This window comes from Geosporobacter ferrireducens (assembly GCF_001750685.1).
GTDB classification, from domain to species: Bacteria; Bacillota; Clostridia; order Peptostreptococcales; family Thermotaleaceae; genus Geosporobacter; species Geosporobacter ferrireducens.
On sequence record NZ_CP017269.1, the window covers coordinates 525,233 to 542,135 of the forward strand.

Sequence of the window (16,903 nt, forward strand, 5' to 3'; positions counted from 1 at the left end):
TGAAAAAAAGCTGAAGATGGTGAATCTGCTCTCTTTACATCCTGTACTTTTATCATTCTTTATCTGTATACTTTCATTTTACGCAAATGCACGCTCTAAACAGATAAAAAAATTTTTTAAACATTTCTGAAGTGGGTATCTTTATTCTATAACGCATGAAAGGAGTGTCTCCATGGGAATCGTGTATAAGCAGTTGTTCATGAAGCAAAAACTGATGAGGAAGGTAATCATTAGTCTTTTCCCTATCTGCCTTGCTTCAGTTTATTTTTTTGGACTAAGAGCACTTGTACTGATGATATGGGTTATAGCACTTGGTACGCTAACGGAGTGGTTTTTTGAGAGACGCAATAAAAAACCGATTTCAGAAGCTGCCATTGTTACCTGTATGCTTTATACATTAACGCTACCTCCAACTACACCTTTTTGGGTAGCTGGAATCGGTATTATATTTGGAATCATTTTTGGGAAGGAAGTGTTCGGTGGTTTTGGTAAAAACATTTTTAATCCTGCCCTCGTAGCCAGATGCTTCGTGTATGTCAATTTTCCTACACCATTGACAATGTATTGGTCAAAACCTGCATCGGGATTTCCTGGAGGTTTTGGTATGTGGCTTACAGAAACCGTCGATGTACTTTCTCAAGCAACACCTATGCTAATCTTTAGAGATTCTGGACAAACGGCATCCTATTTAAGTTTATTTCTCGGCAATGTATCTGGTTCACTTGGTGAAACCAGTGGACTGCTCATCTTATTGGCTGCAATTTATCTAATTTATACAAAATCTGCCTCTTGGCAAACGATGGCAGCTGTACTAACCGGATATCTTTTTATGAGCATCTCTCTATTTTTCATGGGCTCAGCTACGGTTCCCAATCCGCTATTTGGACTACTTTCCGGAGGATTCCTTTTCGGTACCGTCTTTATGTCCACTGATCCGATCTCTTCCCCTATGACAGTGGAGGGAAAATGGATCTACGGTATACTTATCGGTATCGTTACTGTGATCATTCGTGGCTATGCCCTTTTCGCCGGCGGAATTATGTTTGCAATCCTTATAGGAAATACTTTTGCTCCATTGATTGATGAAGGAATCAAAGCCTATAAAAACTATAGGAAGAAGGTGCATGCATGAAAAAAGGAAGTTTATACGCTATCATTTTCATGATCCTGATCACCAGCACTTTCACTTTTGCATTGGCAGCACTAAATGAGAGTACTGCCGGTCTTATAGAAGGAAATCAGTTTCTAAAGCAGCAGAAAGCCATTCTCTATGTTTTCAATATCCCTATACATAACGGAATGTCCGCAGAAGAAATCAGTAACCTCTATAAAGAACATATTCGGGAAACCACTCTAGGTAACTATAATGTTTATGAAGCCTTTCAAAATGACAACTTACTTGGATATGCCTTTCCATTAGATGGTTCCGGCCTCTGGGGTTCCATAAGGGGCATCATCGCTATGACACCTGAATTAGATACTATACTGGGTATTGATTTCCTTGCCCATTCCGAAACCCCCGGTCTAGGCGGCAGAATTGATGAACTCTGGTTTAAAGAGCAATTTCGCAATATTTCTCTGGGAAAAACATATCCTTTCGTGTTTTACAGACCAGCACAAGAAGGAGTAGTAGATTCAATATCCGGTGCTACTGCAACATCAAAAGCTGTTCTCGATATTATTAATGAGGATGTAAATACAATCAAGGAAACGGCTAAAGGAGGGATTTAAAATGTCTAAGGCAAAAAAGATATTTATTGAGGGCTTGTGGAAGGATAATCCGATTTTTCGTCAAATTTTAGGCATTTGCTCTGCATTGGCAGTTACGAATCTTATGGTTAATTCTTTTGTCATGGGCATCGGGCTGATTTTTGTTACATCTTTTTCCAGCCTAACCGTATCCATCCTCCGAACCTTTACCCCAAAGCATATTCGCATGATGGTACAAACCTTAATCATCTCCTCCTATGTAATTATTGTAGATATTGTTCTGAAGGCCTATTATCCTACCATGAGTGAAGCTTTAGGCCCTTATGTAGGCTTAATCATCACGAACTGTATTATCATGGGACGATGTGAGGCCTTTGCCCAAAATAATCCACCCTTTGCTTCCTTTCTGGATGGTATCGCCTCTGGCATTGGCTATGCCTTTATTCTGCTATTTATTGCATTTTTCCGAGAGTTGGCAGGCTTTGGCACCCTGTTCGGATTTCCCGTTTTAGGAGACTGGTGGATGAAATGGAGTATTATGGTAATGCCTCCTGGTGCTTTCTTTATGCTTGCCATTGTTATATGGCTTGCCAGAAATCTTTCTCCGGAAAATGAAGACGAGAAAGAAGGTGCGACTGCATGATCGAAGTGAGTCCTATTGTCATTCTATTTGCTGCTATTTTTACAAATAATATGATTCTTTCTAATTTCCTTGGTATGTGCTCCTTTATCGCCATATCAAAAGAACTCAATACTTCACTTGGTTTAGGCCAGGCAGTTACCTTTGTGCTTACTGCAACAACAATTCTTAATTATTTTGTCTATCATTATGTACTGGTACCCTTTAACCTGGAATATTTAAGATTCATCGTATTTATCATTGTAATTGCTGCCTTCGTGCAATTAGTCGAAATGATTCTGGAAAGATATATGTCTAACCTATATTATGCATTAGGAATCTTTCTACCGCTGATTACAGTGAATTGTGCAATCTTAGGTGTATCTTTATTCATGGTCATCCGGCAGTATACTTTAATACAATCGATGGCCTTTGGATTAGGATCTGGATTAGGTTGGTCATTAGCGATTCTAGCACTAGCCGGTATCCGCCAAAAAATTAAACGAAATAAGATTGCAAAAGGGCTTGAAGGCCCTGGCATAACTTTAATAATTATCGGTTTAATGGCTTTAGCTTTTCTTGGTTTTTCCGGTATCGTGCAGATTCAATAGGAGGTGTTTGATATGACAATCTTAATATCCGTTGCGGTGATCACCTCCATAGCAGCGGTTTTAGCGATTATGCTGACCTTAGCGAATTCATATATTGCAAATTATGGTGAATGTAAGATTTTAATCAACGGTGAAAAGGAGTGTATTACAGAAGGCGGCAGTTCATTACTTTCTTCTCTTCGAGACAGCCAGATTTTTATTCCTTCGGCTTGCGGTGGCAAAGGCAGCTGCGCCTACTGTAAAGTTAAGGTTTTAGCGGGTGGCGGTCCTGTTCTCCCGACAGAACTTCCCTATCTCTCTGAACAAGAATTAAGAGATCATGTGCGGCTTTCTTGTCAATGTAAAGTAAAAGAGAATATAAAAATTGAAATCCCAGAAGAACTGTTTAATGTAAAAGAATATAAGGCAGTCGTTGAAAAAATTCAAAATCTTTCTCCTACAATCAAGCTGCTTCGTTTAAAGCTTAGTGATCCTGCTGAAATCACTTTTAAAGCAGGGCAATATGTTCAACTTAAAGCACCCCTTTATGAGGGTAATGATGAGGAAGTTTATCGTGCATATTCCTTAGCCTCAAGCAAAAACGACAAGGGTTTTATTGAATTGCTTATTGGCTATGTTCCAAATGGTATTTGTACTACCTATGTTCACAAGCACTTAAAACCTGGAGACGAGGTACTATTTAACGGTCCCTATGGTGATTTTTATCTCCGGGATACTGTAAAGGAGATTATTTTAATCGCAGTAGGTACAGGAATGGCTCCAATCCGTTCTATCCTTTATCAGATGGAATCAGAGGATATTGACAAAAGAGCATTCTACTTTTTTGGAGCACGTACCCTTGAAGACTTAGTCCTTTATGAAGACATGAAGGATTTTGAAAACCGACTTTCTAATCTTAAATACTATCCGATCCTATCCAGACCAAGAGAAGAGGACCAATGGACGGGAGATGTGGGCCGGGTAACTGATTTAATCAAGCAACATATCGAAGATGGCAGCAATATGGAAGCTTACCTCTGTGGAAGCAAAGCCATGATAGAATCTACAGTTGAAGCATTGAAGCAAAAAGGTGTTCCGGAAGAGGCAATTTATTATGATAAATTTGATTAAAAAAGGTGGCTCTCTGTTTGCCACCTTTTTTCTATGCGATCTCTATTTCCACCTGTCTATATTCTTCAATAACCTGCTGCAGATAACGATAAAATTCTCCTCCTAAGTCCTCTCGATGAAGGGCCGTTTCAATAGTAGCCTGAAGATATCCCAATTTGTCTCCTACATCATAGCGTTTGCCCTGAAAAGCATAGGCATATACATCTTCTTGTTTACTTAGCTGCTTTAGCGCATCCGTTAATTGGATTTCTTTGTTTTTCCCCGGTTTTTGGTGTTCCAATATTTCAAAAATACCGGGTGTAATAATATATCTTCCCATAATAGCAATATTTGTTGGAGCTTCTTCCACACTTGGTTTTTCCACTAAATCGGATACTTGATACAGCGGATAATCCTGCGAGCTGCAAGAAATAATTCCATACTTCGTAACATCTCTGTATTCTATTTCTTGGACTCCTAATACTGACCGCTGATACCTGTCATATACATCTAAGAGCTGCCTTAAACAAGGCTTTGGGCTTCTGACAATATCATCGCCCAATAAAACAGCGAAAGGCTCATTCCCAATAAAGGACTTGGCACAATAAATGGCATGCCCCAGGCCAAGAGGCTCCTTCTGCCGGATATAATGAATATTGGCCCCGCTGGATATATTTTGTATACTCTGTAGCAAGGAGAGCTTATTTTTCTTCCGAAGTTCTATTTCCAGCTCTATGGATTTATCGAAATGATCCTCTATAGAACGTTTATTTCTTCCGGTTATGATTAGAATATCCTCAATTCCCGATAATAACGCTTCTTCTATAATATATTGTATTGCCGGTTTATCTACAATTGGCAACATTTCCTTCGGTTGTGCCTTAGTTGCAGGTAAAAATCTGGTTCCAAGTCCCGCTGCCGGTATAATTGCTTTTTTCACTTTCATCAATATATATCTCTCCTTCCACTAAATTCTGAGTCATGATTTCTTTACAGCAGATTCCGATAGGATAATAATCAAAACCTTTCTTTTTCATTGATTCCGAAGCAAAAACATTTCTACCGTCAATGAAGATTTTACGTTTCATCAACCTACGTATTTTTCTTAAACTTAACTCTTTAAACTCTTGCCACTCTGTCACTAAAATCACTGCATCACAGTCTGAGACTGCGTCATATGGATTATTACAATAAGTTACCGGAAAGCTAAGAACAGACTGCATATTATCATTCGCTACCGGGTCGTAAGCTTTCACGTGTACGCCTCTCCCATACAGTTCCTTGATAATGTAAAGTGCAGGTGCTTCCCGAACATCATCTGTTCCCGGCTTAAAAGCAAGCCCTAAGATGCCTATTTTAATATCCTTCCAATCTTCTATTATTTTTTCTAGAATTTCTAAAGGTTTCTGTTTTTGTGTACTGTTTACTGCTAAGGTTTGTCGAATAATCTTAAAATCATAACCGTATTTTTCACCAGTCTTTAATAGGCCACTTACATCCTTTGGAAAACATGCACCGCCGAAACCAATCCCTGCCTGTAAAAACTTATTACCAATACGCTGATCCATACCCATCCCTTCAGCTACAGCTTGAATATCTCCCCCTGTTTTTTCACATAAATTGGCCATTTCGTTGATAAAGGATATCTTTGTAGCTAAAAATGCGTTAGATGCATATTTGATCAACTCAGCACTTTCAGGATCTGTAACAAGTATTTTTTGATGAAGCGGTTTGTATAACTCTGTTAATATGTCAACAGCCTTTTTAGATCTACTGCCGAAAACAATGCGATCTCCATGAAATGTATCATAAATTGCTGTGCCTTCCCGCAAAAACTCAGGATTAGATACTACATCAAAGGATACTTCTTTTATAAGATTTTTTTTAATGATTTGAGCAATTCTTCTGCAACTGCCTACAGGAACAGTACTTTTGCTAACAATAACAGTATAAGCACTTAAGTGTTTTCCAATCTCTCTTGCAGCTTTCTCAACCTGAGATAGATCTACATCTCCATCCTCTAAGGAAGGTGTTCCCACAGCAATAAAAACTACCTGAGAACCTGGCATCGCTGCTTCCATATCAATAGAAAAACTCAACCGCTGCTCTTGTATATTTCTGAAGATCATATCTTCCAGATAGGCTTCATAGATTGGAGATATACCCCGCTTCAACTTTTCAATCTTCATTTCATCCTGATCTACGCAGATTACATGATGGCCAATTTCTGCCAAACACGCACCTGTGACCAATCCTACGTAACCGGTTCCCACAACAGTAACTTTCATCATCACTTCTCCTCTGCTAAGCCGTCCTTTTATTATTGGACAGGTATTTTGCATCTGCTATAACACGTTGGTAGCTGTGTACAAGTCTTTCAAAGACATGATCCCATCCCATGTCCATGGCGTATTTTCTCCCTGTAACGGCCAACTGCTTTCTGATTTCATAATTTAGCAGCAGTCGTTCTGAAGCACGATAAAAACTTTCTACCTGTCGTTCCTGGCAGCCAATACCGTTATATCCATCTATCAAATTTTCTAGTATTCCCCCTGCATTACAAGCAATGACCGGAATTTCTGATGCCATAGCTTCTAAAATTACATTACCATAGGTTTCTGTAGAAGAAGGAAATAAAAATATATCTGAAGATGCATACATCGCTGATAAATTTTCCCCTTCCAAAAATCCTGTAAAGGTCATATTGCCCGGAGCTGTTTCTCTTAATGTTTTTGTTAAGGGGCCATCGCCTACCATCATGAAGTGTATATGCTCTTGATACTTTTCATTTAATCTTTGGGCAACTTTCATGAAAATATCTAAATCCTTCTCCGGAGATATTCTCCCTACATATAAAAATACGGTCTTATTCTCTAAATTCATCTCCTTACGCATCATCGTACTTCTATACTTCGGTGAATATTTTTCAACTTGAATCCCTCTTCCCCAAATTTCTAAATTTTCGATTCCCTGACTCCGTAAAAGCTCCAGTGTCATTTGAGATGGGCAGTAGGTCTTCGCACAAAAACTGTGAAACCATTTAAAAAAACCCCAGGATACGTTGGAAAGGAATTTAAGGTTGAAGTATTCTAGATATTGAGGGATATTGGTATGATAAGAAGACACTAATGGAATCTGAGCATCTCTTGCATATTTTAAGCCACATAGACCGATGTTGAATGGCGTTACTACATGAATTAGATCCGGCTTGAAAGCATTTAACTGTTCACTAATAGAGATATAATTTGGTAAGCTAACTCTGCATTCAGGATATAAGAAAAATTTAAAGCTAAAAAAACGGACTATTTTATGATTGTATTCCTCATTTCCATCTTGAGGAGCAAATACTCTATAGTCAATCTTATTGTCTTCAAAATATCTGATTAATTTTTCCAGTGTATTGGTTACTCCATTAATTTGCGGCAAGAAGGTATCTGTAAAAATAGCAACGCGCATTTTCTTTCCCCCTTTATAGATTAAACATCTGTTGCATCCATGAATAGAACAAGATATGATTGATTGCTGCAAAACCAGCTCCTATGACCATGCCTACTACTACATCTGAAGGATAGTGTACACCCATGTATACTCTAGAAAAGCCTACAATAAATGCAGGAATAGTAAAAATCCAGGAAAGGATTGGAAAGTGAAATGAAAGCGTACATGCCAGAGAGAAGGCTGCTGTGGTATGCCCTGATGGAAATGAGTAATCATATAAATGCATATTGAAGGTATTGATATCGGACAGATTTAAGAAGGGCCTAGGCCTTGTAAATACTTTTTTCAAATAATGCACGAAGATATGACTGGAGGCTAAGGCGGCAATAGATTGACATCCAATTGCCTGTAGTCTACCGTTTCCCCAAAATACCAAAACCAAGGATACGGCTACGGTAAAAAAAGCACTACCCAGACCCGTAACGAAAGGAATCAGTCTATCAAATACACTACACTTCAATCCATCATTAAACATATACAACAGTTTTAAGTCACTTAGATGAATAAGCCTAATAATTTTATTCATAGAATCTCCCCTTTCTTTATTTCCATTATTATTTTATTATAAAAAGGACTTTCTAAAAGTTATTCCCTTGTAAAGCAAAAGTTAGCTTTAGGTTAAATTTCATCATCATCATCCGAGACTTATATGACAAGGTTTATCGTATGATTCTTTCCCTGCAGGAAATACTAAACTAGAGGTGATGTACAATATGAAAACAACAAACAAAGGAATCCTTTACCTATTAGTTATAAGTATCCTATTTGCTATAACAGGCTGCGGACAAGGTGCCAAAAAACCAAGCCCACAATCTGAGAATCAACAAAAGCCCATGCCAAAAACCATTGAAGAAATTGAAAACGATGCAATTAAAATAATGCAGTTAGCCGATCTCGTTCCCTATTTCGAAAAGGCAATTAAAGAAAAAGAAGCAAAGGAACAGCAGCAAAAAGAAGAAAAAGCGCAGCAGACCATGGCTCAAGGCAGTGGGCAAGGTGGCGGCCAAGGTGACGGCCAAGCCGGCGACCAGGGCGGTGGGCAGCAGGAGCAAAAAGGTGAAGAAGAGCAGAAAGAACCTCCTCAACCGCAGCCTAGAACGCTGGGAGATGTTATTTTAACAGAAGTACTCATGCGTGAGAAAACAGGAAACGATAGTAATCAGATGCTAAAACCGCCTGAAGATATTACCGAAACCTGGAAGGAGATTAATACAACGATTAAGGCGCTCCATGATAAGTGGAATATATTGGAGCCCGTTCTAATTGAAGAAAATATACCTCCAGAAACTATCAGTGGGTTTGAAAACACCCTAGATACCCTTACAGCCCATGGCATGCAGAACAAATATTTTGAAACACTGTCAACAGCAAACCTACTTACTTCCCATCTTCCAAAATTTATGGGAAATTTTAAAAAAGATGTTCCTCCTACGGTATATTCATTAAAGTTTCTTGTTAGAAATGTAGTCATCACTGCAGCTTCAGAAAATTATCAAGGTGCACAGGACAGCTTGGATAAAATTAAGGAACAATCTCAAAGTGTAAAATCAAAATTGATAGAAAAAAAAGCAAAATCCACAGCCGACAAGTTTGATGCTTCTGTAGGCAACTTACAAAAATCTGTTGAGAAAAAAGACTTAAACCTAGTGAAAATCAACGCTAGTATTGTTATGAAAAATGTAGGCTTAATGCGGGACGATTTAGCCGGTTCCATATAAAAAGCATCATAAGTTTATGATGCTTTTTATATGGAAAACAAAACAGGATTCATAGAGAAAGGTCCTTAAATTTCACTGCCACTTCAAAACTCGGACTAAATCCTGCGGCTTCGCTCTCTCTACAATCCTGTCTAATTTTATTATTTGCTCTCTTCTATAGATTATTCATCACATGTTTCTTCTATGAATACCGTCAAATTTTTCTGCAGGTCAATTTCCTCAAATTCACAGTTATCATCTATATTTTGATCCTTTAGGATTCTAACAATCGGTCTGGTAGGAGAATATTGATTATTATCCATAACAATTCCCTTTTGCTTTGTATTTAAACGTACAATTGTTCCAACAGGATATATGGTAACATGGTTTAAAAATAGCTTTACAATATTGTAGTCATAATTATAATTTCCTGTTGATATCAAATATTCAATTGCTTTTTCTGGAGCAACTTTCTTCTTATATATACGATTAGAGGTCATAGCATCATAGGTATCGGCAATGGCAACGATTTTTGCAAACTCATGAATTTCATCTCCTTTTTTCCCGTAGGGATAGCCTGTACCGTCAATCCGTTCATGGTGCATAAGTGAAATCCCTCTTGAAAGGATACTGATATTCGGATACTGCTTTAAAATTTCATAGCCGTATACTGTGTGTTTTCTCATGATTTCAATCTCGTCTGACTCTAGTTTTCCAGGCTTATTTAATATACTTAATGGAATTTCTGTTTTTCCGATATCATGCAATAAGGCCCCGATTCCTAGATCTCTGAGTTTTAGTTGGTTATAGCCTAATGTTTTTCCAATAACGATGGAAATCACTGCCACATTGACAGAATGGGAAAAAGTATACTCGTCAGCACTTCGTAAATCCGTTAGATTGATTATGATATTTTTATTGGACAGCAGATCATCCACAATCCGATTGATGGTTTCATTCACAAGGTACATATCAAAGCTTTTTTTAAGCTTTAAATCACGAACGACCTGATAGATTGTAGTTTTTGCTGCTATTCTTGTCTGATCATTAATAATGTCTCTTATCTGTATATCTTTAGAAATCGCATCTTCTATATAAACCTCATGAATACTCATTTCTTTTAACCGATCAATATAGCTTCCCGTCAGCGTTACCCCTTCTGCCAGCAACACCTTTCCCTCACAGGAGTATATCCCCTTTGCTAACGTCATTCCAGCCATTACATTTTTCAAATTAACTAGTCTCATACAACTCCAGCTCCCATATCCATATTACTTTATCCATAATTATCTATAATAATGAATACGCTATGAATTTGATTTTTCCTGCATTACAAAAGTATTATATTTTTTGCTAATTTCATCCTGAATCGTCCTCTTGATGAATATATAATAAATGGGCAATAATTTGAAAGGAGTATGAGCGAATGAATGAATCTCTTGCTTTAATATTTGCAATTCTTGCTGGAATTTTCACCACACTTGAAGCAGGTATTAATGCTAAACTTGGAAAAATTGTAACGCCTAAAATTGCTACGCTCCACAATCTTGTTACAGGGGTACTGGTTATATTAGTAGCAAATATCCTAAAAGGAACGATTCATCAATATCGTAAAATTATCCATGTAAATCCCCAACTTTTGATCGGCGGTATATTCGGCACCTTTATTGTATACTTTGTTACCAAAGCCATTCCAAAACTTGGTGTTGCAACAACACTAACCATTATTGTAGCCTCACAGGTCATCAGCGGCCTTATTATCGACATATTTATTTCTAAACAAAATCAATTGGATTGGCTTAAATGTCTAGGAATTCTTTTTCTTCTTACCGGTACTTATTTAACAGTAAAACGATAAAACACACCGCTTCTGCTTCCAATGGTGTGTTTTATATTGAAACGATATTTATGTAATTTACTAAAATACAGGTGGTCCTTCAGGCATTCTGCGCTTATGCTCAGAACGCTTATGCAATTTCTCAATGATTTCCCGATCACGAGCAGGAATTTCCTTTCCTTCTAAAAGATCATCCACCATGTCATAGCTGGTTCCCATTTCCAACTCGTCTGTTTGCCCCTCCCATAGTCCGGCGCTTGGAGGTCTATCCAGTACGCCTTGCGGTACACCCAAATACCTGGACCAGGCATATACATCCCGCTTTTTCAAGTGGGTTATTGGCAAAATATCTACCCCTCCATCACCATACTTTGTGAAGTATCCTGTATACACCTCTGCTGCATTATCTGTTCCTACGACTAAGTAATTTAATACATTTGCTACACTATATAAAGTGCTCATTCGAAGCCGTGCCCTTAAATTTGCATCGCTCAACCGCAGGCCGTTTCCTGCATCTTTAAGAAGTGATTCTCCCAATGTACTAGTGACTGTTTCAAACAAGTCATCATGCACTTGTGTTAGATCCACTTCTATATGTCGGATGCCGCATGCTTCTACTACGCTTAAGGCATCTTCTCTATCTTTTGGATTACTTTTACAAGGCATGATTATTCCCATAGAATTCTCGGGAAAAGCCTTCTTAATTAAAAATGCAACCAATGCCGAATCAATTCCACCAGATATGCCTACGACAAGCCCCTTTGTTCCAGATTGTTCAACTCTTTCTCTGAGCCATTCAACCGTTAAATCAATTTTATTGCCTATGCTTCTTTCCATCAGCTTAACCCCTCTCTCCCAATGCTAAGTGTTGCCAAGGACTTCTATCTTTTTTACATATTATAACATAAATAATCAGCAAATTTTCATAGATATATATTTATTAGATAAGTTTTTTCTCTATATTTTCTACTTTAACGGCATTATACATAAAGATGGTCTAACGAAGAATAATAAAAAAGACATGGCTACCGTGCAGTAAACCATGTCCTTTTCCGGTTTATTCAATATCAAAGAGCGGTGTACTTAAATATCTTTCTCCATAGCTTGGAATGATCACAACAACCTTTTTTCCTTTCCCTAGAGCTTTTGCTTTCTGTATGGCACTGTAAACAGCGGCACCTGAAGAAATCCCTACCAAAATCCCTTCTTCTCTTGCCATTTTTCGTGCATATTCCATAGCGACTTCGTCTTCTACCTGTATTACTTCATCGATTATATCCATATTCAATATCTTAGGCACAAATCCTGCACCAATTCCTTGAATTTTATGGGGACCCGGCTGTCCACCAGAAAGTACAGGAGAATTTTTAGGTTCAACGGCAACTACCTTTACATCTCGAATTGCATTCTTAATTACTTCACCGATTCCCGTAATACTTCCCCCTGTTCCTACACCAGCAACCAACATGTCAAAGTGACTATCCATTTGATCTAGAATCTCTTTAGCAGTAGTGTTTCTATGAACTTCAGGATTCGAAGGATTCTCAAACTGCTGAGGCATGAAATAATCTGGATTTTCTTTAGCAATTTCCGCTGCTTTCTCAATAGCACCCCGCATTCCCTTAACGCCTTCTGTTAAAACAAGGTCTGCGCCAAAAGCTTTTAGTAGCTTTCTTCGCTCCATACTCATGGTCTCAGGCATTACTAAAATAACCTTATATCCCTTTGCTGCAGCAATCATTGCTAAACCAATTCCTGTATTTCCACTGGTCGGCTCAATAATTACAGAGCCTGGCTTCAGCTTTCCTTTCTTTTCTTCCGCTTCAATCATGCTTAGGGCAATACGATCCTTAACACTGCTGCCAGGATTAAAAAATTCGAGTTTTGCATAAACTGCAGCATCCTCATCCCCTACTAATTTATTTAACTTTACCATTGGTGTATTTCCAATCAATTCAATAATACTATTTGCAACCTTCATTCTATAGCCTCCATTTCATACTTTTCTTATCGGAATTTATGGTATTATTTTATGCTATTTTATTTTATATGTCAACACACTAATAAAAATATTTTCATTGTTCAAACTATATGATAGTGACAAATTTAAGACAATAGGGTGATCTTATGGAAAAACCATCTCTTTCTTTTAAAATAATCTTACTAGGTTTAATTACCGGAATGATTAATGGTCTCTTTGGCGCAGGCGGCGGAACGATTTTAGTACCTGGTATGTTCTTTCTCCTAGGTGTAAGCCAACATAAAGCTCATGCCACTGCCATCGCAATCATCCTTCCACTGACTTTGGTCAGTGCTTTCATTTATGTAAAGCATGGAATTATAGCTTGGGACGTAACCTTGAAGGTTATCTTGGGCGGTGTCGTGGGCAGCTATATTGGAGCCCGCTTGTTTGCAAGGATTTCTGATAATTTACTTCGAAAAGCCTTTGGTGTTTTTATGATTATCGCAGCAATAAGGATGGTGTTTTAATGCTCTTAATTCTTATCGGACTGTTTTCAGGAATAATCGGTGCAATGGGCATTGGAGGAGGAACGATCTTAATTCCTGCCCTTATCATTTTTACTGCACTGACCCAGCATCAGGCACAAAGTGTAAATCTAATCTCCTTCCTTCCTGTAGCTGTAGTAGCACTCTTTACCCACTTTAAAAATAAAAACATTGAAATCCAGCTCTGTCTTCCATTGATTTTTTTAGGTATGGTTGGTGCTATAGGAGGCTCTTTTTTAGCAGTAAATCTACCATCGGAGCTACTGCGAAGACTCTTTGGTATTTTTCTTTTTTTTATGGGCCTTTATGAATTCTTTTGGAAAGAGAAAAGTCGTACGAAATAGTACGACTTTTTATCCCAGCGCTACCAAGACACAATCATAATAAACAATCTTTAACCCTTTGCTTTCTGCTAGGTCGATCGTGTCTTCATCAAATGTTCCGGGCTGGAACCATACGTACTGTATACCTTCCTTTTCTATTTCCGCTAAGAATTTTTTACTAACAGCTGGTGGTACTACCATGTTTACGCATTCTGGTTTTACAGGAAGTGAGGCAAGATCAGAATAGCATTTGTCACCTTCTACCGTATCGTAGTTTGGATTTACCGCATATACTTCATACCCTTTACTTTTCAGCTTTTTAAATATTTTATAGCCAAATTTTTCTACATTTGGTGTAGCACCAATCACTGCCCATATTTTTTTCTCTAGCATTTCTTTTTTTAATAATTCCATATCCATAGTATATTCCTCCTTCAATATTTTACGCATACTATTATATACCCATTCATAAATAACTTATTCCAACTTCTCTCTGTATCTATCTATTCTTTCATTAATCGTCCATTATATTCATTTAGATAAAGTGTATCTGTGATATTCATTACAGCTTTTCCATTGGTAAGATTCGTTATGCTGTTGATCAATTGATTGCTCTGTTCTACGGTTACATATACAAACAGGCTGACAGTATCTTCAAAAACAGTCTCTTTAATACTGTATTCCTTAATCATTAATTCATTTTGGACTTTTCCCAAAAGCGTATAATCTATCTTGATGCTAACCACATCATATAACACTTTCTCAATGATTTTTGCTTGCTGCAATGCAAGCTTTGCCGTTGCAGTATAGGCCCTTACCAAGCCCCCAGTTCCCAGTTTAATTCCCCCAAAATATCTTGTTACTACAATTGCAGTATTCTTAATCTCTTCTTTTTTTAACATATCTAAAATAGGTACTCCAGCTGTTCCTGCAGGTTCTCCATCATCACTATAACGCTGAATATCATCCTTTTCTCCAATAATATAAACAGGTACATTATGTGTCGCATTTTTATGTTTTATTTTAATACCTTCAATAAAAGCTAAGGCATCTTCTTCATTTTCTACCGGTTTTGCATATCCAATAAATCTGGATTTTTCAATAATATGCTCTGCCTCTCCATATTGAAAGATTGTTTTATATCTTTTTATCATATTAGAGCCTCCTTAAAAGATTAGAAGAGTAGTTGACTTCACTACTCTTCCTTACCATTATACCATTAATTCTTTTTCAGATAACTCTTTAAATTTTCGATAGGAGAGACTTACTAAGGAACGATCCTGGCTGTAAGTAATCATATCTAATGCTTCCTCAATGGAAAAGAATCCTACATCTTTAAATCCCAACTCTTTATTGAGTTCACAATGATCATTCGAGGCACTCATCAAATACCAAGTTATTTCGTTGCACACAGGTTGTTGTCTGGAAATAGAATAAAATTCGTAACAAGTTTCTCCAATTGAAGAGACAATCTCAGCATTTACACCGGTTTCTTCCTTCACACGGTTGATAGCTGTGTCTCTTGAGAGATTCCCATTACGAATTGCACCCTTTGGTAGTACCCATTCATCTTTTTCATTTTTCAAAATCAATACCTTGTCCTCCAAAAATACTACGCCGCCTGCACAACTTCTGAAAAGCATTGGACGATTCCTCCCTCCAATATATTTAATATTATCATATCTTAAAGCCTAAGACTTTTCAAGACTATTCAGAAAATTTATCATAATGTAAATTCTTTATTAACCTTGTACAATAGATTTTTAATTATTCTATAGTATATCTTTATTTTTCGATATCATGTATACAGCTTAAAAGAAATTTATATTTTTTTATATTCCTGGTTACAATAGCAATTGGAGGTGATATTTCTGCATATTATTTATCATTGCGTTGGTGGTGCTCACTCTTCTCCTACCGCAGCTGCTATTCATCTAAATATGCTTCCCCAGGATCGCATACCCAGTGTTTCCGATCTACTTCATATCCCCTTTTACGACACCCTTGAAACGGTTGACCGTGGAACAATCTTCTTACGTGGAATAGATGAATACGGGAACCATATATATAACTTTAGCAGGCAATTTATTCCCCATCTTATGCTGCCAGCTCTCCTGGATCTATGGGAAGTTCTTGGAGAAAATAAGGAGGACATCCTATTTGTCAATACGATGCCCTGTGTAAACATTTGGATGAAAATTGGAGGTTTTTCCTCTAGAAGATTAAAATGGGTTAGATTTGGACGTCCTATCGTAGCTAAAGGAACAGTCCTAGCCTATAACAACTTAGTAAAGCTGGTACAGGAAACAAAACACAGATGCATTAACCAGTAGTATACTTCTTCTCTATCTTCACAATCGCTTCCTCAAAAGCACGTCTTACATAATCTCTTTCGTCGGGATTATATAAAAGATTTTGTATCCTCTGTATGGTCTTCTTGCTGCCTAAGTTTCCTAATGCCTTAGCAGCATATTGTCTCACCTGTGGTTTTGTATCTGCCAAAGCCTTATGCAAATAATCCAGACTGCTTTCATCTCCAATTTTTCCGATAGCTGAACAAGCTAATCTTCTCACATTCCCATGGGGATGATCCATATCCCCGTGAATTAGCTTAAGAAGCTCCTTTAACCTCAACTCACCGATCAACCAAATGATTAACATCTTATCTTCCGAATGTTTAATTTCAAAATATTTTTTATAAATCTCCCTAGCCAGTTCTTTTTTTTCGTTATTCGGCATAGCTGTTAAAATGTCTTTTCGCTCACTTTTATCTAACTCAATCATTCGTTCCAGCAAGGTTTTTTCTTCCTTTCCAGCTGAAAGAATTTCCCATTTAGCGCGGATAAGATGCCGGTTCACTTCCTCCACATTCAATCTTCTTATTTTAGCAATAAGTCCAACATCTTTTCCCTCTTTATAAAGCAGATAAGTAATCAGATGCTCATCTTTGTCACCCAAGTTCTGCCAAGACAGGGTACTCAACTTCATAGACTTCATAAAATCTCTCCCTC

At 37.5% G+C, this 16,903-nt stretch carries 21 protein-coding genes; 10 read left to right on the forward strand and 11 right to left on the reverse strand.

All coding sequences use genetic code 11. The features are described 5' to 3' along the window. Positions 1 to 172: 172 nt before the first annotated feature. From Gferi_RS02635 to Gferi_RS02655, 5 genes are read left to right on the forward strand one after another with little or no spacing between them, the layout of a single operon-like run. Positions 173 to 1,132 carry an RnfABCDGE type electron transport complex subunit D gene (locus Gferi_RS02635; protein WP_069974163.1) on the forward strand — a complete coding sequence of 320 codons (960 nt, stop codon included), beginning with the start codon at positions 173 to 175 and terminating at the stop codon, positions 1,130 to 1,132. Continuing rightward, complete coding sequence (locus tag Gferi_RS02640; RefSeq protein WP_069974164.1) at positions 1,129 to 1,731, forward strand: FMN-binding protein; 603 nt, start codon at positions 1,129 to 1,131, stop codon at positions 1,729 to 1,731. Before Gferi_RS02635 ends, Gferi_RS02640 begins: the two co-directional genes overlap by 4 nt. A gap of 1 nt (position 1,732) precedes the next feature. Further along, positions 1,733 to 2,353 (forward strand): NADH:ubiquinone reductase (Na(+)-transporting) subunit D, encoded by a 621-nt coding sequence (locus Gferi_RS02645; protein ID WP_069974165.1) that lies wholly within the window; start codon positions 1,733 to 1,735, stop codon positions 2,351 to 2,353. After that, positions 2,350 to 2,940, forward strand: coding sequence for an NADH:ubiquinone reductase (Na(+)-transporting) subunit E (locus Gferi_RS02650; RefSeq protein ID WP_069974166.1), 591 nt, complete (start codon positions 2,350 to 2,352; stop codon positions 2,938 to 2,940). The genes Gferi_RS02645 and Gferi_RS02650 overlap by 4 nt, the downstream gene beginning before the upstream one ends. A 12-nt stretch (positions 2,941 to 2,952) precedes the next feature. After that, a complete protein-coding gene (locus Gferi_RS02655) occupies positions 2,953 to 4,050 on the forward strand; it encodes an NADH:ubiquinone reductase (Na(+)-transporting) subunit F (RefSeq protein ID WP_069974167.1) in 1,098 nt (365 codons plus the stop codon). A 31-nt stretch (positions 4,051 to 4,081) separates the two neighbouring features. Here the strand turns inward: Gferi_RS02655 and galU are convergent, their stop codons facing one another. From galU to Gferi_RS02675, 4 genes are read right to left on the reverse strand one after another with little or no spacing between them, the layout of a single operon-like run. Beyond that, positions 4,082 to 4,975: a UTP--glucose-1-phosphate uridylyltransferase GalU gene (galU, locus tag Gferi_RS02660; RefSeq protein WP_069974168.1), complete on the reverse strand. Its 894-nt coding sequence runs from the start codon at positions 4,973 to 4,975 to the stop codon at positions 4,082 to 4,084. Next, positions 4,911 to 6,320 (reverse strand): UDP-glucose dehydrogenase family protein, encoded by a 1,410-nt coding sequence (locus Gferi_RS02665; RefSeq protein WP_207645791.1) that lies wholly within the window; start codon positions 6,318 to 6,320, stop codon positions 4,911 to 4,913. Before Gferi_RS02665 ends, galU begins: the two co-directional genes overlap by 65 nt. A 13-nt stretch (positions 6,321 to 6,333) precedes the next feature. Then, positions 6,334 to 7,485 carry a glycosyltransferase family 4 protein gene (locus Gferi_RS02670; protein ID WP_069974170.1) on the reverse strand — a complete coding sequence of 384 codons (1,152 nt, stop codon included), beginning with the start codon at positions 7,483 to 7,485 and terminating at the stop codon, positions 6,334 to 6,336. A gap of 13 nt (positions 7,486 to 7,498) precedes the next feature. Next, positions 7,499 to 8,053, reverse strand: coding sequence for a phosphatase PAP2 family protein (locus Gferi_RS02675; protein ID WP_069974171.1), 555 nt, complete (start codon positions 8,051 to 8,053; stop codon positions 7,499 to 7,501). Between the two features lie 187 nt (positions 8,054 to 8,240). On the opposite strand from Gferi_RS02675, the gene Gferi_RS02680 reads away from it, so the two are divergent. Beyond that, positions 8,241 to 9,245, forward strand: coding sequence for a hypothetical protein (locus Gferi_RS02680; protein ID WP_069974172.1), 1,005 nt, complete (start codon positions 8,241 to 8,243; stop codon positions 9,243 to 9,245). Between the two features lie 161 nt (positions 9,246 to 9,406). Here Gferi_RS02680 and Gferi_RS02685 read toward each other — a convergent pair whose 3' ends face one another. Next, positions 9,407 to 10,471, reverse strand: a complete 1,065-nt coding sequence (locus Gferi_RS02685; RefSeq protein ID WP_069974173.1) for an HD-GYP domain-containing protein — start codon at positions 10,469 to 10,471, stop codon at positions 9,407 to 9,409. A gap of 179 nt (positions 10,472 to 10,650) precedes the next feature. Between Gferi_RS02685 and Gferi_RS02690 the strand changes: the two genes are divergently transcribed. Beyond that, on the forward strand, positions 10,651 to 11,082 hold the full coding sequence (locus tag Gferi_RS02690; RefSeq protein WP_069974174.1) for a DMT family transporter: 432 nt from the start codon (positions 10,651 to 10,653) through the stop codon (positions 11,080 to 11,082). Positions 11,083 to 11,142: 60 nt separating this feature from the next. On the opposite strand, the gene nadE is transcribed toward Gferi_RS02690, so the two are convergent. Both nadE and cysK read right to left on the reverse strand, forming a co-directional pair. Then, on the reverse strand, positions 11,143 to 11,898 hold the full coding sequence (gene nadE / locus Gferi_RS02695) for an NAD(+) synthase (RefSeq protein WP_069974175.1): 756 nt from the start codon (positions 11,896 to 11,898) through the stop codon (positions 11,143 to 11,145). 220 nt (positions 11,899 to 12,118) lie between these two features. Further along, a complete protein-coding gene (gene cysK, locus Gferi_RS02700) occupies positions 12,119 to 13,042 on the reverse strand; it encodes a cysteine synthase A (protein ID WP_069974176.1) in 924 nt (307 codons plus the stop codon). Between the two features lie 146 nt (positions 13,043 to 13,188). On the opposite strand from cysK, the gene Gferi_RS02705 reads away from it, so the two are divergent. Together Gferi_RS02705 and Gferi_RS02710 are read left to right on the forward strand one after the other, a co-directional pair. Beyond that, positions 13,189 to 13,551, forward strand: a complete 363-nt coding sequence (locus tag Gferi_RS02705; RefSeq protein WP_069974177.1) for a sulfite exporter TauE/SafE family protein — start codon at positions 13,189 to 13,191, stop codon at positions 13,549 to 13,551. Then, positions 13,551 to 13,913: a sulfite exporter TauE/SafE family protein gene (locus Gferi_RS02710; RefSeq protein WP_069974178.1), complete on the forward strand. Its 363-nt coding sequence runs from the start codon at positions 13,551 to 13,553 to the stop codon at positions 13,911 to 13,913. The genes Gferi_RS02705 and Gferi_RS02710 overlap by 1 nt, the downstream gene beginning before the upstream one ends. 9 nt (positions 13,914 to 13,922) lie before the next feature. On the opposite strand, the gene Gferi_RS02715 is transcribed toward Gferi_RS02710, so the two are convergent. From Gferi_RS02715 to Gferi_RS02725, 3 genes are all read right to left on the reverse strand, one after another. Next, on the reverse strand, positions 13,923 to 14,312 hold the full coding sequence (locus tag Gferi_RS02715) for a CoA-binding protein (protein WP_069974179.1): 390 nt from the start codon (positions 14,310 to 14,312) through the stop codon (positions 13,923 to 13,925). An 83-nt stretch (positions 14,313 to 14,395) separates the two neighbouring features. Further along, complete coding sequence (locus tag Gferi_RS02720) at positions 14,396 to 15,046, reverse strand: YigZ family protein (protein ID WP_069974180.1); 651 nt, start codon at positions 15,044 to 15,046, stop codon at positions 14,396 to 14,398. 57 nt (positions 15,047 to 15,103) lie between these two features. Then, positions 15,104 to 15,535 (reverse strand): NUDIX hydrolase, encoded by a 432-nt coding sequence (locus tag Gferi_RS02725; protein ID WP_069974181.1) that lies wholly within the window; start codon positions 15,533 to 15,535, stop codon positions 15,104 to 15,106. A 219-nt stretch (positions 15,536 to 15,754) separates the two neighbouring features. Between Gferi_RS02725 and Gferi_RS02730 the strand changes: the two genes are divergently transcribed. After that, a complete protein-coding gene (locus Gferi_RS02730) occupies positions 15,755 to 16,225 on the forward strand; it encodes a DUF3189 family protein (protein WP_236932740.1) in 471 nt (156 codons plus the stop codon). Here Gferi_RS02730 and Gferi_RS02735 read toward each other — a convergent pair. Continuing rightward, complete coding sequence (locus tag Gferi_RS02735; protein WP_083273330.1) at positions 16,215 to 16,889, reverse strand: HEAT repeat domain-containing protein; 675 nt, start codon at positions 16,887 to 16,889, stop codon at positions 16,215 to 16,217. The genes Gferi_RS02730 and Gferi_RS02735 overlap by 11 nt on opposite strands. Positions 16,890 to 16,903: the final 14 nt, after the last annotated feature.